This is a genomic window from Yoonia sp., assembly GCF_046292185.1.
Taxonomy (GTDB): domain Bacteria; phylum Pseudomonadota; class Alphaproteobacteria; order Rhodobacterales; family Rhodobacteraceae; genus Yoonia.
This window is the reverse complement of sequence record NZ_JBKBQY010000082.1, coordinates 1-15,455: the sequence shown is the minus strand read 5'-3', so window position 1 is coordinate 15,455 and position 15,455 is coordinate 1. Positions and strand designations below refer to the sequence as shown.

The following is a 15,455-nucleotide window of genomic DNA, read 5'->3' as shown; positions in this document are numbered from 1 at the left end:
GTCCAACTGGCTGACCGGGCTGACACCGGATGCCTTGATATCGCGCTGCATCTTCGTCGCGACGGTGCCGGGCGACAGACCGATGATCCGCAACCCCTTGTCTCGGCATTCCAGATCCGCGGTGCGGGTCAGCATATAGGCCCCGGCCTTTGACGCGCAATATGCCGTCCAGCCTTCCACCGGGTTGTGCGCGGCCCCCGATGAGATATTCAGGATCGTGCCGTGGCCCTGCGCGATCATACCGGGGATCACCGCGCGCATCCCGTGCATCACCCCCTTGAGGTTGATGTCAATGGTGCGCCCCCAGTCTTCGGGGTCGAGTCCGGCGAAATCACCCATCGGGTCCACGACGCCCGCGTTGTTGATCAGCACGTCCAATCCCCCGAACGTCTGGGCGGTGGCAGCGACGGCCTGTTCAAATTCACCGTAACGCGCCACGTCACAGGGAATCGCCAGCGCCTTGTCGCCGATCTCGCCCGCGATGCGGGCGAGATCGTCTGTGCTGCGCGCAATCAGGGCCACATTCGCGCCCGCTGCCGCGAATTCCCGCACAGCCGCCTCGCCTATGCCACGGCTTGCGCCGGTGATCAGCACGGTTTTGCCGGTCATATCGAACTTTTTCACATCAATCCCTTTCGGTCTGGGCCACAGATGGGTAACACTTTCGCCGATGCTATCCGTCATTCCGGCCGGTTGGAAGGTTTGCACAGGTAGGGCACCCAGAATGAAAGGGAAACAGATGACCTATAAGTCAACTCTGCGCGGCGCCGTGTGTTTTGCCGCGCTGGTTTCAGGTAGCGCGGCACTGGCCGATATATCAGCCCAGCAGGTCTGGGACGACTGGAAAATCGAAATGGAAATGTTCGGTGGCAGTGTCGCCACCGCCTCGGAAGACATGATCGGCGACCGGCTGACGGTCCGCGGCCTGACGCTAAGCACGGTGGATGAAGAGATTTCGTCGGTCTTGACGATTGATGAACTGGTCTTCGCCGAACAAAGCGACGGCAGCGTGTCGATCACGACATCCGACAGCTATCCGATGGTCCTGACCGCGCAGGATGGCGCGATCATCACCATTCTGATCAGCCACCCCGGCCTTGAAATGACGGTCAGCGGCACGCCAGACGCGCTGGATTACGCGCTGAGCGCGGACAGCTTCACTGTTGCCCTGCAGGATATCGTCGATGGCGACGTCACCTTTAGCGGTGATGTGCAGGTGACTGGCAACAATCTGACCGGCACCTATGCGACCCGTCTGGGCGACATGCGTAACACCACCTATGACATGCAGATCGCATCGATGGATATTCTGGTGGACGTCCAGCCACCGGGGACGATGGGCGAATATGTGACTGGCGGCGGCCGGGTAACCGGGGTCGATATCCAAGCCGATATCACCATGCCGCGTGACGCCGATATGGATAACCCCGAGGCGTTGATCGCGTCCGGCATGGCGCTTGCCGGTGGCTATACTGTCGACAGCAGCGAATTCGTGTTCGACATCAATGCCGAAGGTGATGAGATATCAGGCTCCATGTCTGCGGGCACAGGCAGCCTGACCGGGCAGATCAGCGATCAGAGTGTTTCCTACAACGCCAGCACGACCGATATCGCGGCAAGCTTTGTTTCCGCCGCGGCCCCTTTCCCGATTGATATCAGCCTTGCGGAATACGGCGTGAATTTTGAAATGCCAATGGCGCGGACCGATACCCCGCAGCCGTTCGGCTTTGGCATCAATCTGGTGGATTTGGCAGTCAGCGATGCCATCTGGGCGATGCTTGATCCATCCAGCGTGCTGCCACGTGACCCGGCCACCATTCAGATTGCCCTGTCGGGTCTGGCCCGTCCGCTGTTCGACATGCTCGACCCCGCCCAGGAAGACGCGATGATGGAAAGCGATCTGCCGGTGGAACTGACCGAGATCGAACTGACACAGCTGAACATCGCGCTGGCCGGGGCGACCTTGACCGGCGACGGTGCCTTCACCTTTGACAACGACGATCTGGAAAGCTTTGCCCCTTTCCCCCGGCCTGAAGGCGAGGTTGGAATCCAGATCAACGGGCTGAACGCGCTGCTGGACAATCTGGTGACCATGGGCTTGATCCCGGAACAGGAACTGATGGCACCGCGGATGATGATGGGCATGTTTGCCCGGTCCACCGGCGACGACCAGCTGGAAACACGGCTGGAAGTCACAGGTGACGGGCAGGTTCTGGCCAATGGTCAGCGGATTCGCTGATCTGATATGACCTGACGAAGGGCGCGCCGGGCAACTGGCGCGCCCTTCGCATTCTTGCCAGCGGCCTTGCAGCGCACCGGCCAGCGCACTAGGTCATCGGCAAGCAAAGGAAGCGCCATGACCCAATCCCCGTCTCAGTCTCTGTCCGACCTGACCCACCAATTGATCGATATTGCCCGCAAGGCCGGGGCAGATGCCGCCGATGCCATGGCCGTGGACGGGACATCTGTGTCCATCGACGTGCGGGGCGGCGTGCTGGAACATGCCGAACGGTCTGAAGGTATCGACATCGGGCTGCGGGTTCTGGTGGGCAAACGGCAGGCCTGCGTGTCATCCTCGGACACCAAGCCTGACACATTGCGCCAGATGGCCGAACGCGCCGTCGCCATGGCCCGCGAAGCGCCCGAGGATCCGCATGCCGGCCTTGCCGATCCCGCGCAACTGGCGCAGCAGACAGATACGAGCGCGCTTGACCTTTACGACCCCAGCGACGAACCCGATCCGGCGACGTTGCAGGATCAGGCGGCGCGGGCCGAGGCGGCGGCGCTACGCAACAAGGACATCAGTCAGGTGCAATCCGCCTCAGCCGGGTATTCGCGGCGTCAGGTGCATCTGGCCGCGACCAACGGCTTTTCCGCAGGCTATATGCGCACGGACCGGGGCCTGTCCTGTGTTGCGATCACCGGCACTGGCACGGCGATGGAACGCGATTACGATTACGACAGCCGTGTGTTTCAGGCCGATCTGCGGGACGCAGAGGATATTGGCATCCGCGCTGCCGCCCGCGCCGTGGAACGTGCAGGCGCCCGAAGACCGAAAACCGGGGCCTATCCGGTATTGTTCGATGAACGCATCTCCGGGGCGCTGATCGGCCATCTGCTACAGGCGACGAACGGTGCTGCCATCGCGCGTGGTTCTAGCTGGCTGCGCGACGCGCTGGGTGCGCAGGTCCTGCCCAAGGGGCTGTCGGTGATCGAGGAACCGCACCGCGCCCGCGTCACCGGATCGCGGCTCTATGATGCCGAAGGGCTGCCCACCACGCGGCGCGCGATCATTGATGATGGTGTGCTGACCGGCTGGACGCTGGATCTGGCCAACGGGCGCAAGCTGGGGATGAACAGCACCGGCAATGCCGCGCGGTCCACGGGCGCGCCGCCATCCCCCGGCCTGACCAATATCGCCATGACCCAAGGCACGGCCAGCCGCGCTGATTTGATCGCGCAAATGGGCACCGGGTTGCTGGTCACGTCAATGATCGGGTCCACGATCAACCCGAACACAGGCGATTATTCGCGCGGCGCTGCGGGGTTCTGGGTGGAAAATGGCGCGATTGCCTATCCGGTCAACGAATGCACCGTCGCGGGCAATCTCCGCGCCATGCTGATGACTCTGATCGCCGCCAATGATGCGCAACCGCATCTGTCGCGCGTGATCCCGTCGCTGCTGGTCGAAGGGCTGACCCTTGCAGGAGAGTGATCTTTCCTTGCTGGTCACCGCCGCGAAAAAGGCCGGGACCATAGCGACCGGGTTTTTCGGGCAATCGCCGCAGGTGACCAACAAACCGGGCGGTGCCGGGCCGGTGACGGTGGCAGATCTGGCCGTGAACGATATGCTGGCCGATTTCCTGCGCGACAAACGCCCCGGTTACGGCTGGTTGTCTGAGGAAACGCCTGACGGCGATGCCCGTCTGACCACGCAGCGTCAGTTCGTTATCGATCCGATCGATGGCACCCGCGCCTTTATCGACGGGGCCAAGGATTGGTCGCATTCGCTGGCGATTGTCGAGGATGGCGCGGTAATTGCCGCTGCCGTCTATCTGCCGCTGCACGATCTGATGTTCACGGCCACGGCGGGGGGCGGCGCGCAGGTGAACGCCACCGCGATCAGCGTCAGCCAGTCCCAGCTAGACACGGCCCGCGTGCTGGCGTCCAAAGCGAATTTCGCCCCGCATCTTTGGAAAGACGCGGCCCTGCCGCCCTTCAAACAGGCGTTCCGGTCATCGCTGGCCTATCGGCTTTGCCTTGTTGCACAGGGCCGGTTTGACGCAATGCTGACGCTGCGGCCTAGCTGGGAATGGGATATCGCGGCCGGTGCGTTGATTGTTGCAGAGGCGCGCGGCACCGTGACCGATCAGGCAGGCAAGCATCTGCGGTTCAACAATGCCCATCCACAGGTCCCCGGCGTGATCGCGGCAGGGCAGGAATTGCACGCCAGCCTTGCAGCGCGGCTTGAGCCATCTGCCACAAAGCCTTAAGGTCTGCGCAACGCAACACCCACCCAAGGAATTCCCGATGACACAACGTCTGCACCTCGTTTTTGGCGGTGAATTGGTCGATCCGACAAAAAACGCGTTCAAGGATGTCGACAAGATTGATATCGTCGGCATGTTTCCTAATTACCAAACCGCCTATAACGCATGGAAAGCAGCCGCCCAGCGTACCGTGGATGACGCGCATATGCGCTATTTCATCGCGCATATTCACCGCCTGCGGGACGAGGAAACAGCAGCCTCTGCCACCGAAGAACTGGGCGTCTGACGCCGGATAAAGGGCAGGATCATGGGCCGATCCCTGAGAATCGCGGCCTATATGGCGGGTCTGCGCCGTGACGGGCGCGAAGACGCGCTGGCCGCCCAACCTGTCCGCCCCCACGGCGCGATCATCTGGGCGCGGTGCAGCCATGCTGACCAATTGTCCGCCGTCGCGACGCTGGAACGCAGGCTTGCCGAAGGCGCCGACGAGGTGCAGATCATTGCCACCGTGCCGGATTGGAAACCGGCATTGGCAGGCATCGCCTTGCCCGAACCCACGGGAAAGGACAATATCCGCGCCTTTATCGCCCATTGGCGCCCCATGCTGTCGATCTGGCTGCGCGGTGATCTGGACCTGATGCTGCTGAACACGATGCGCGCGGCGCAGATTCCCAGCATTCTGGTCGATGCCAACGGCATGGGCTTTCACCGCATGGCCGGGGGCTGGGTGCCGGGGGCGATCCGGTCGCTTTTGTCGCAATTCGACACGATCCTTGCCCTTGATGACGCCGCCGCTGAAAGATTGATCGCAGCAGGCACGCCGCAAGACCGCGTTCTTGTCACCGGCCCGATGGAGGATTGCGCCAAGGTTCTGGGCTGCGATGAAGGCGAACGCCGCGATACGGCGGCGGCCATCGGGACACGACAGGTCTGGCTTGCGGCGGCGGCCCGGCGCGATGATTGCAACGCCCTTTGCCGCGCGCATCAGGAGGCCAGCCGCCGCGCCCACCGCCTGTTGCTGATCGTCGTGCCTGACACCCCGGAGAACGCAGGGCCGATGGCGCAGGAAGTGCGCGAATTCGGATTTCATGTTACGCTTCAGTCCGAGTGCGCCGAACCGGCCGAACCCACGCAAGTTTTTGTCGTGGACAGTGAACAATCCCTGGGCCTGTGGTATCGGATCGCCCCTGTCACCTATCTGGGCGGGACGCTGTTCGGCGGTGGCTGCCGCGATCCGTTTGAACCTGCATCATTGGGGTCAGCGGTGCTTTACGGCCCCTATATCGCGCCTTTCCAGCGCAATGCCGCCCGGCTGGACAAGGCGGCGGCGTCGCGGCTTCTGGCCTCTGCCGCCCAGCTTGGTGCCGCGGTCGAGGCGTTGCTGGCCCCTGACAAGACCGCACAGATGGCCCATGCCGCATGGGATGTGACATCGCGCGGCGCGGATGTGACCAACAGGATCGTCAGCTTGATCCGGCAGCGGCTGGAAGACAGGGTGGCCTGACCATGCGCGCACCGTCCTTCTGGTTCACCCCGCCGCAAAGCCCGGCGCTGAATGCCCGACTGCTGACGCCGCTGAGCTGGATTTATGCCGCCCTGACGGCTCGCCGGCTGCGCCGCCCTGCGAAGATCAGCGCCGATGTGCCGGTGATCTGTATCGGCAATCTGAACGCGGGTGGCACCGGCAAGACCCCCACAACCATCGCGCTGATCGAACGGTTGCGCGCGCGCGGGCGCAACCCCCATGTCGTGTCGCGCGGCTATGGCGGAACGCTGACAGGGCCGTTGCAGGTCGATGAACGCAGGCACAAGGCGGGACAGACAGGCGATGAACCGCTGCTGCTGGCCGCTTTTGCACCCACATGGGTTGCGCGCGACCGCGCGGCAGGTGTCGCTGCGGCGCAGACAGCGGGGGCGGATGTGATCCTGATGGATGACGGGCTTCAGAACCCCGATGTCGCCAAGGACCTGTCTATCGTAGTGGTTGATGCCCTGCGTGGTTTCGGCAACGGGCGCGTGATCCCCGCTGGTCCGTTACGTGAACCTGTGGCGCGGGGGCTGGCGCGGGCGGACCTGGTCCTGTCCATCGGCCCGCCAGACGCGCAGGACAGGTTCACCGCGGACTGGTCCATCACCCTGCCCCATCTGATCGGCCATCTGGCCCCCTTACCCACTGGGATGCCGTGGCGCGATCTGCGGTTGCTGGCTTTTGCCGGGATCGGACACCCTGATAAATTCTTCCGTACCCTGCGCGACATGGGCGCTGACGTGGTCCGCGCAGAGGCGCTGGCAGATCACCAACCCCTGACCTCCGCCCTGATCAAACGCCTGCAGATCGAGGCGCAGGTGCAGCGCGCCCAATTGGTCACAACCGAAAAAGACGCCGTGCGCCTGCCGGATGCGTTTCGCATGCAGGTGCTGACCCTGCCGGTCCGGCTGCAACTGGTCGACTGGACGCCGATCGATGCAGCCTTTGAACGACTGGGGCTTTAGCCGATCCGCGCGTCCAGAATATCGGCGAATTCCGCATAGGGCATATTGCCATAAGCGCGACCATCAATCAGGAAGCTCGGGGTTGAATTGATCCCGTCGCGTTGCGCATTATCCTGATACCAGGTGTACAGCGCCTCTGCCTTGGCGCCGTCGGACAGGGCAGCATCAAGCGCGGCATCGTCCAGACCCGCAACTTTGGCCAGTCGGCGCAATTGTTCCACAATCGCCGCCGGATCGCCGCCAGCCAGCCATTCACGCTGGCGTTCGTACAACATGCTGGTGAAGGAAAAGAAGAATTCAGGATTGTCCTGACTGCGGGCAATCATCGACGCCCAAAGACCGGGGCGGTCAAAATAAACCTCCCGATAGACAAAGCGGATCTTGCCCTCGTCGATGTAATTCGCCTTGATCTGCTGGAACTGGTCGGCGTGGAAGGTCGCGCAATGCGGGCAGGTGTAGGATGCATATTCGATCACCTCGACTGACGCATCTGGGTTCCCCAGCACCATATCGACGATTTCGGGGGCCGCACCATCGCTGGATTGCGCGCTTGCCGCACCGGGCAGCAGGCCTGTCGCCGGATCAGGGCGGCTGACAAACCAGCCAGCGCCAGCAACAAGAGCGGCACCGCCACCAGCGGCCAATAGCATTCTGCGTTTCATATCTACCTCTGTTCAGTTCTTTTGTTTTGCAAGGACATGCGCGCCAAGTCTGGCCAATGCCGCCCTCAGATCTTCGCTTGCTATATTTTCAGATAGGGCCGTGGCTTTGCAAATCACGTCTGCGCTGGGTTGCGTTACAGCCTTGGGCGCGGGGGCAAAGGCCACCCGACCATCGGCAAAGCCTGTCGGCGCGGTCTGCGTGATCCGGACCCGCGCGATGGCACGATAACCATAGCAGGCATTCACCTTGTCGCGGATCTGTTCCTTTTGCATTTCCAGCATCGGGGCCTGTGCGCCGGTGGTCAGCAGGGTCAGCGTCGCGCCCATCCCGGCGCGCCCATAGCTGACATTGACTGGCGTGGCGATCTGGGCTGTACCTTCGCCCACCACCTCGGCCCAATGCGTCAAAAGGCGGGTGACGGCAAAGCCACGCTGTTCGCTGGCGCTGCGGATGCGGGTCTGCACCAGCACGGCGGCGCGCGAAAAACCGTAGGTCGTTCCGTTGTGACGTGGCTGTTTCATCGCTTTGCTTTACCTTATCAACAGCGCAGCGCCAAGCCGGTGCTGCAGGAAGAGGCGACAGTTTGCACGATCCGAGTTCAGAGCTTTTGGCATGGTATGATATCCACGCCCGCAGCATGCCTTGGCGGGTGCCGCCCGCCGACCGCAAGACAGGCGTGGTACCCGACCCTTATGCCATCTGGCTGTCCGAGGTGATGTTGCAGCAAACCACCGTGGCCGCTGTGCGCGATTACCATCGCAAATTCACCAGCCTTTGGCCTGATGTGCGTGCGCTGGCGGCGGCTGAAGATGCCGATGTGATGGCCGCCTGGGCCGGGCTTGGCTATTACGCCCGCGCGCGCAATTTGCTGAAATGCGCGCGTGTCGTGGTAAACGATCACGGCGGGCGGTTTCCGTCCGACCATGCCACCTTGCTGAGCCTCCCCGGTATCGGCCCCTACACAGCAGCGGCCATCGCCGCGATTGCCTTTGACCAGCCGCAGGTCGTGGTCGATGGCAATGTCGAACGGGTCATGGCGCGGATGTTCGATATCCATACACCACTGCCCGCCGCCAAACCGGAACTGACCGCGCGCGCGCGCCTGCTGACACCTGACAGGCGTGCGGGCGATTATGCGCAGGCGGTGATGGATTTGGGGGCAACGATCTGCACCCCGCGCAATCCGGCCTGCGGGATTTGCCCGTGGCGTGACGGTTGTGCTGCGCGCGTGGCGGGGACCGCTGCCGATCTGCCGCGCAAGTCGCCAAAAAAGAAAGTGCCGACACGGCGTGGCATCGCCTATGTCGTGCAGCGCGCGGATGGCGCAATCCTGCTGGAAACACGGCCTGAGACGGGGTTGCTTGGTGGCATGCTTGGCTGGCCCGGCTCTGACTGGTCCGAGGACCCGGACCCAGCGCCGCCCCTGGCCGCCGATTGGATCACGATTGACGCAGAGGCGCGCCATACTTTTACCCATTTCCATCTGCATTTACAGATCATGATCGCCTGTGTGCCGCTGAATGCGCAGCCGCAACGGGGCGATTTCGTGGCAAAGCAGGATTTCAGCCCTGCGGCACTGCCGACAGCGATGCGTAAGGTTTACGATTTGGTAGCAGAGATGTTGTAGGATGATTGAGAGCTGTCAGATCCGGCGATATCATTTCACAACCTCTGCATGATAAGGACGCAAGAGATGGCGACGGCACCCCAACCGCATGGGAAATTATCCGCAGCCTTGCCGTTCTGGCTGTCGCTGGGGCTGATCCCGCTGGCGGCCCTTGTCGCGACGCAAGGCGGCTGGACGATCATCTTGCTGCCGCTGTCTGCGTGGTGGCTGTTTTCGGGGCTGGATTATGTCGTCGGGCTGGATAAATCCAACGCAGACCCTGAGACCCCGGAAAAAGCATTGTTCTGGCACCGGCTGGTCACGCTGATCTGGGGGCCGCTGCAATTGGTCACGATATTTGGCATATTGTATTACGTCACCGCGACAGGTCATCTGGACCGGGTCGCAGAATGGGCGCTGTTCGCGGGGCTGGGCATTCTGTCCGGGACCATCGGGATCACCTATGCCCATGAATTGATGCACCAGAAACCGAAATGGGAACGCTGGCTGGCGGATATCCTGCTCGCATCGGTGCTTTATTCACATTTCCGGTCTGAACATCTGCTGGTGCATCACCGCTATGTCGCCACCCCGCGCGATCCGGTCACCGCGCGCTATGGCGAAGGGTTTTATCGGTTTTTCATCCGGGTGCTTCATCAGTGTTTCGTCTCTGCCCTGCGCGCTGAAAAGGCCATGCTGGCCCGCAGGAACCGGCACGCCACGCATATATCAAATCCGTTCTGGCGCTATCTCGCCCTGCAATTAGGCTTTATCACGCTTGCGGCTGTGATCGGCGGGGCCTGGGGCGTGTTCCTGTTCGCGACACAGGCATTCTGGGCGATTTTCCAGTTGGAGCTCGTGAATTATGTCGAACATTACGGGCTGACGCGCAAACATCTGGGCGACGGAAAATACGAGCACGTCAAGCCGCGCCATTCGTGGAACGCGTCGCAACGCGCATCGAACTGGCTGCTGATCAATCTGCAACGGCATTCAGACCACCATTACAAGCCGGACCGCCGGTTTCCCCTGCTGCAAACCTATACCGAGGATGAAGCTCCGCAATTGCCCCACGGCTATCCAGTGATGACCATGGCGGCGCTGATCCCGCCGGTGTGGCGCAAGGTGATGCACCCCAAGGTCAGAGAGTGGCGGGAAACCTTCTATCCGGAGATCGCAGATTGGCGTCCTTACAAGAATGCGAAGAATCCGATGCCACGATGATAATTCCCAGCGTCCTGCAGTCGCGTGGTTGAAGGCAGGGCGAGTCAGCGCGGGCACTAACCCCGAACCGCGTGCAAGCGTTTTAAATTGTCCTGCAGATGGCTCCACCGCTGCCAAATCTGGATGGAAATGCTCTTGCCAGGGGCTGAAAATATCCTTGATTTTGACGAAGGAAAATGACTTAAATCATCATGTATGTTGGTAAAAGCCTCGATCCTTGGGGCACTGTAATGATTAGGGTTGGGTTACGCTATGGCGACTGTTTGGAATGCTATCTATCTAGGTAAGCTTGAGATTGAGATCGACACCGTCGAAGGCGATGGCGTGAATAGTGATGGTTCTTACAAAACTGGGACCTATAATGTGTCGCCTCAGCAAGCTGAGAATGCGAGGGCATTGGAAGGTAGCGTTTTCGGGAACGACGCAGAACACGGCCCTTTGTTCAATCATACCCATCAGATCAGGCCGATAGACAAATCCAGTCCGACGAACCAGACCAGCTACCTTGATCAGAATAACAGGGGCGATGAAATTTCGGTAGACCTGAACCGGGACGGTACAGCCGAAGTTTACAAGTTTGACGGCGTGGCAACATACAGCATTAGATTGACATATCATGACGGCACCACGTCTGATCCAGTTGATCTAAACGTATTTCAGGTTTACGCCCGTGAGGGCGAGGGCGGTGGTTTCCATACCTTCATCGCACCCCCTAGAGGTGCAGGAAGCAGTTTTAATGCGCTGAATGAAAAAGCGATTAAATCTCTGGAATTAATCTCTTTGCAAGATGGTACGCACCGCGGTCTCTGGACCGACCGCAGCGTCGTCAACTACTTCTGCTTTGCCAAGGGCACATTGATCGCGACCCCCGAAGGGCAAGTGGCGGTCGAGAAGCTTGACGCCGGCAGCGCGGTATATACCGCCGACGGCGATATCCAGCATATTCGCTGGGCGGGGCATACTGACATGGTGGACCTTCAGGCGTCACCCGATGCGCGCCCAATTCGGATTTCAGCCGGATCACTGGGTGATGGTCTTCCGGTTCAGGATCTGGTCGTTTCGCCACAACACCGGATACTTGTGCGTTCAAAGATCGCACAGCGTATGTTCGATGCAGAAGAGGTGCTGGTCGCCGCCAAGCACCTTTTGGAAATTGACGGGATAGCGCGCTGCGACGACCTTGCACATGTATCGTATTATCATTTTCTGCTGGATGAACATCATATTGTCTGGGCAAACGGCGCGATGAGTGAATCGCTCTTCCCTGGTCCCGTCGCATTAGAGAATGTCGGCCCTGCCGCCCGCGCCGAGATACTGGCGCTGTTCCCCCATCTGGCCCATGATGAAAGCCACAAGCCTGCACGCCCCTTGATCAAAGGACGCTTGGGGCGTCAACTTGCCACGCGCCACGTGCTTAACAACGTGAAACTGCAAGCGGACCCCGATGCTGTCCCCGCCCCGGCCAGAAAGTTTCTTGAACAGGTCGCCTGAACTTCTGGACCACGTTCTAGCAAGCACATCAAGCGGAACTATCCGGTGCCGAAAAGCTGAGAGCAGCACGGTTTTCCGCTGACACAAAAGCGCAAGTCTGCGCGATGATCTGCATCGGCCTTCTGGCTGGAAACTGCCCGCCATCCTGCGATGGCGGGCAGTTTAAAACACTCGGTTGCTTATCGTGACGAGCAACCTCAGAAGCGCCAGTTTGCGCCGACGCGGATCAATTGGGCGCTTGAACTGAACTTAACCGAACTTTCCTCTGATGGCCCGTCGTCAGAAAAGTCTTCGAAGAACTGACCGCCGTTAACGCTAGGCAATCCGACGTATAGATATTCGGCGCTAAAGGAAAGTTGGTCAGTAAAGGCATGCTCGATACCAACGCCAGCGGCAAAACCGGTTTCTCGACCGCTATAAGGCTTGTAACCCCCGGGCGATGCGTCTGGTCCAAAGTTACCATCTTGACGATAGTTGACCTCCACACTTGCCAGACCACCCGAAACAAAAATCAGGGACCGATCAACAGACACACCTGCCCGCGCCCGCAGAGTTGCAATGCTGTCCCATTTTGACTGTGTGAAAGATGCATACCGGTCGTCGGGACCGACAGGGTTGTCGGATTGAAAGCTTCCGACCACGTTCTCTGTCTCAAAGTCGCCAATCATATAATCAGCAATCCCGCCAACCACGAGAGATCCGATCTGCATATCGTAACCCAGCGTGACACCGACAGCGCCGCCCATCTCTGACAGATTCGCGAATTCGCAGGAAACCTTGCACCAGTGATCGAAGGTTTCCGTCTTGAACATACCAAAACTGGCCGCGCCACCCGCATAAAAACCTGACCAGACATCGCCGGTCACACCTTGGGCGGTGACGGCAGAAGCAGTGCAGCTCACTAATCCCACGACTGCCATTTTTCTAAAAAATCTTTTCATCTTTATCTCCAGATACTCAAAATAAACGATTTCGTTAAATAATTTTTAACCCTGCCATTTTCGCGGCAGTGGCCCGAAGGGTCAAGTAGCCCAAAAGCTATGGTGATTAGTAGTCCTATCACGAAAAAACCCGCCATCTTGCGATGACGGGGTAAGTTAGCGCTAGCAGGCCCTGCCGCAATGACAGGGTTTGCCGCTGGCACTGGCGGTAGCAACTGGGGGTGATTCTTAGTGCTTTTCCATCTCGGAACGGATCTGCTGGCGCAGAATATCGATCGGTACCTTCTGGCCGTCGCGCTTGAATTGCCAGTAAGTCCAGCCGTTACAGCTTGGCGCGCCTTCCAGAAAAGCACCGACCTGATGGATCGACCCTTTGATGTCATCGCCAATCAACGTGCCGTCGGCGCGGACCTTTGCCTTGTGGCGGCCGTTCATCGACCACAATTCCTCACCCGGGCGCAGCATGCCGCGTTCGACCAGCACGCCAAAGGCGACGCGCGGTTCAGACCGTTTCGACGACGACACTTCCAGCGCTTCACTGTCGAATTTCCGGGTGTTCGCGATTCGCTTTTCAGCGACCTTGCGATACGCGGCCTCGCGTTCGATCCCGATGTAATCGCGGCCCAGCATTTTGGCGACCGCACCTGTGGTGCCGGTTCCAAAGAACGGATCAAGGATCACATCGCCGGGATTGGTCGTGCCGACGATGACACGGTGCAGCAAGGATTGCGGTTTCTGCGTCGGATGCGCCTTGTCGCCATGTTCATCCTTCAGCCGTTCATGGCCAGTGCAGATCGGCAGCACCCAGTCAGACCGCATCTGCACACCTTCGTTCAGCGATTTCAGCGCTTCATAGTTGAACGTATATTTGCTCGCCTCTTCCTTGGACGCCCAGATCAGCGTTTCATGCGCGTTGGTCAGGCGTTTGCCCCGGAAATTCGGCATTGGGTTGGATTTGCGCCAGACCACATCGTTCAGGATCCAGAACCCCTGATTCTGCAGTTCCGCACCCATGCGGAACACGTTGTGATAACTGCCGATCACCCAGATCGCGCCATTGGGTTTCAGCAGCCGGCGCGCAGCGGCGAGCCATGCCTTGGTGAAACGGTCATAGACTGCAAAGCTGTCGAACTGGTCCCAGGCATCATCGACGGCATCAACCTTGGAATTGTCAGGCCGGTGCAGATCGCCTTTCAGCTGCAGATTATAGGGCGGGTCCGCAAAGATCAGATCAACCGATCCCGCAGGCAGGCTGTTCATCACCGCGATGCAATCGCCGTCGATAATGGTGTTCAGTGGCAGATCCTGCGCCACTTTTGTTTTCGTTTTGACTGTCATTTTGTGCCTCATACACCCGGCGAATTATCCGCTCTTTGGTTGGCCCTAATGTGATTCAGAGGCGATTCGCTGTCAAAACCTTTATTGAATCAATCACTTACGATTTAATCTTGATACAAGATATTGTGCACTGGTTTGAACGAACGTCTATGGTGAGGGGTCACACCAAGGGCCGCTAGCGCCGATCTGTGCGCCACGGTCGGGTAACCGGCGTTCGCGTCCCAGCCGTAGCCCGGAAACTGTTGCGCCAAATCCACCATGTGGCGGTCGCGCCACACTTTCGCGACGATGGAGGCGGCGGCAATCGACAGGCTGCGCGCGTCGCCTTTCACGATGGGTTCGCAAGAGAGGGCGAGCCCTCGTGGAACAAGATTGCCGTCGATCAGCACATGGCAGGGCGGAGCGGACAATCCTGCAATCGCGCGGACCATGGCGATATGGGACGCGCGCAGGATGTTATGGGCATCGATTTCCGCGACGCTTGCTTGGGCGATACAGACATCAGCGCCGGCCATGATCTGTTCATACAACGCATCGCGACGGGCCAATGACAATTTCTTGCTGTCATTTAGCCCCGCAGGGATGCGCGCGGCGTCCAGCACCACGGCGGCGGCGACGACCGGACCCGCCAATGGGCCGCGCCCCACCTCATCCACACCGGCAATCCGGGAATGGCCAAGGGCAAGGGCCGCCTGTTCAAATGAAAAGTCAGGTTCAGTCATGCGGCCAGTGACCAGACCCGCCGCGCCAGCGCAAGAAAAAAGGGCAGAGCGTCAGACCTGACACCCTGCCCAAAAGCAGCGCGGCAACCGGGGCACGAGTCCGCGCTGTGTGATGCCTGGAAATTGCGCATATGACGATGCGTCAGGCAATAGCGGCAGATGATATCGCCCTTGCATCCGCGATCACAAATGATGTTATTGCATAGCAGCCAGCCCTTGGATCAGATCAGAGCCATGAAAACCCTTTCCGTTTCTTTCCTGATCTTTTGTCTGTTCGCAACTTTCGCACAGGCTGCGTGTTATGCCGATTATAAAGCCAAGCAGGACAATCCCCTGCGGCTGCATTACGGCATAACCGAAGTCCGCGGCGATTGTAGCGTGGCCGCAGCCGAGGCGCAGTTGCGCGACGGCCTTGGCCGCGATGGCTGGCAATTGTTGAATGTGCTGGGCGTCTTTGACGAATCCGGCCTGGAAGAACGAAGGGACA

16 protein-coding genes are annotated in these 15,455 nt (G+C 59.9%); 10 read left to right on the top strand and 6 right to left on the bottom strand.

The window, feature by feature from the left end; genetic code table 11:
• Nucleotides 1-609, bottom strand: a 609-nt coding sequence (locus tag ACK4TM_RS13700; protein WP_409702196.1) for an SDR family oxidoreductase, incomplete at its 3' end; no start/stop codon positions are given.
• A 130-nt stretch (nt 610-739) separates the two neighbouring features.
• Here ACK4TM_RS13700 and ACK4TM_RS13695 point away from each other — a divergent pair.
• The 6 genes from ACK4TM_RS13695 (at nt 740) to lpxK (ending at nt 6,983) form a co-directional block, all read left to right on the top strand.
• The gene (locus ACK4TM_RS13695) at nt 740-2,239 is read left to right on the top strand and encodes a DUF2125 domain-containing protein (RefSeq protein ID WP_409702192.1); all 1,500 of its coding nucleotides are present in this window, start codon (nt 740-742) and stop codon (nt 2,237-2,239) included.
• 117 nt (nt 2,240-2,356) lie between these two features.
• On the top strand, nt 2,357-3,715 hold the full coding sequence (locus ACK4TM_RS13690) for a TldD/PmbA family protein (protein WP_409702190.1): 1,359 nt from the start codon (nt 2,357-2,359) through the stop codon (nt 3,713-3,715).
• Nucleotides 3,702-4,493 carry a 3'(2'),5'-bisphosphate nucleotidase CysQ gene (locus tag ACK4TM_RS13685; RefSeq protein WP_409702188.1) on the top strand — a complete coding sequence of 264 codons (792 nt, stop codon included), beginning with the start codon at nt 3,702-3,704 and terminating at the stop codon, nt 4,491-4,493. Before ACK4TM_RS13690 ends, ACK4TM_RS13685 begins: the two co-directional genes overlap by 14 nt.
• A 37-nt stretch (nt 4,494-4,530) precedes the next feature.
• Nucleotides 4,531-4,776, top strand: coding sequence for a DUF4170 domain-containing protein (locus ACK4TM_RS13680; protein ID WP_409702186.1), 246 nt, complete (start codon nt 4,531-4,533; stop codon nt 4,774-4,776).
• A gap of 21 nt (nt 4,777-4,797) precedes the next feature.
• Nucleotides 4,798-5,994, top strand: a complete 1,197-nt coding sequence (locus ACK4TM_RS13675) for a 3-deoxy-D-manno-octulosonic acid transferase (protein ID WP_409702184.1) — start codon at nt 4,798-4,800, stop codon at nt 5,992-5,994.
• Between the two features lie 2 nt (nt 5,995-5,996).
• On the top strand, nt 5,997-6,983 hold the full coding sequence (gene lpxK / locus ACK4TM_RS13670) for a tetraacyldisaccharide 4'-kinase (protein WP_409702182.1): 987 nt from the start codon (nt 5,997-5,999) through the stop codon (nt 6,981-6,983).
• Here the strand turns inward: lpxK and ACK4TM_RS13665 are convergent.
• A complete protein-coding gene (locus tag ACK4TM_RS13665; RefSeq protein ID WP_409702180.1) occupies nt 6,980-7,645 on the bottom strand; it encodes a DsbA family protein in 666 nt (221 codons plus the stop codon). The genes lpxK and ACK4TM_RS13665 overlap by 4 nt on opposite strands.
• Nucleotides 7,646-7,657: 12 nt before the next feature.
• Nucleotides 7,658-8,167: a DUF721 domain-containing protein gene (locus tag ACK4TM_RS13660; protein ID WP_409702178.1), complete on the bottom strand. Its 510-nt coding sequence runs from the start codon at nt 8,165-8,167 to the stop codon at nt 7,658-7,660.
• A 116-nt stretch (nt 8,168-8,283) separates the two neighbouring features.
• Here ACK4TM_RS13660 and ACK4TM_RS13655 point away from each other — a divergent pair, with 116 nt between their 5' ends.
• From ACK4TM_RS13655 to ACK4TM_RS13645, 3 genes are all read left to right on the top strand, one after another.
• On the top strand, nt 8,284-9,273 hold the full coding sequence (locus ACK4TM_RS13655; protein ID WP_409702194.1) for an A/G-specific adenine glycosylase: 990 nt from the start codon (nt 8,284-8,286) through the stop codon (nt 9,271-9,273).
• A 66-nt stretch (nt 9,274-9,339) separates the two neighbouring features.
• Nucleotides 9,340-10,476 (top strand): alkane 1-monooxygenase, encoded by a 1,137-nt coding sequence (locus ACK4TM_RS13650; RefSeq protein WP_409702176.1) that lies wholly within the window; start codon nt 9,340-9,342, stop codon nt 10,474-10,476.
• Between the two features lie 252 nt (nt 10,477-10,728).
• Nucleotides 10,729-11,967 carry a Hint domain-containing protein gene (locus ACK4TM_RS13645; protein WP_409702174.1) on the top strand — a complete coding sequence of 413 codons (1,239 nt, stop codon included), beginning with the start codon at nt 10,729-10,731 and terminating at the stop codon, nt 11,965-11,967.
• A 197-nt stretch (nt 11,968-12,164) separates the two neighbouring features.
• On the opposite strand, the gene ACK4TM_RS13640 is transcribed toward ACK4TM_RS13645, so the two are convergent.
• From ACK4TM_RS13640 to ACK4TM_RS13630, 3 genes are all read right to left on the bottom strand, one after another.
• Nucleotides 12,165-12,908, bottom strand: coding sequence for an outer membrane protein (locus tag ACK4TM_RS13640; RefSeq protein ID WP_409702172.1), 744 nt, complete (start codon nt 12,906-12,908; stop codon nt 12,165-12,167).
• A 228-nt stretch (nt 12,909-13,136) separates the two neighbouring features.
• Complete coding sequence (locus ACK4TM_RS13635; protein WP_409702170.1) at nt 13,137-14,246, bottom strand: site-specific DNA-methyltransferase; 1,110 nt, start codon at nt 14,244-14,246, stop codon at nt 13,137-13,139.
• Between the two features lie 104 nt (nt 14,247-14,350).
• Nucleotides 14,351-14,968: a ribonuclease HII gene (locus ACK4TM_RS13630; protein ID WP_409702168.1), complete on the bottom strand. Its 618-nt coding sequence runs from the start codon at nt 14,966-14,968 to the stop codon at nt 14,351-14,353.
• A gap of 234 nt (nt 14,969-15,202) precedes the next feature.
• Here ACK4TM_RS13630 and ACK4TM_RS13625 point away from each other — a divergent pair.
• On the top strand, nt 15,203-15,455 hold a 253-nt coding region (locus tag ACK4TM_RS13625; RefSeq protein WP_409702166.1), incomplete at its 3' end, for a hypothetical protein.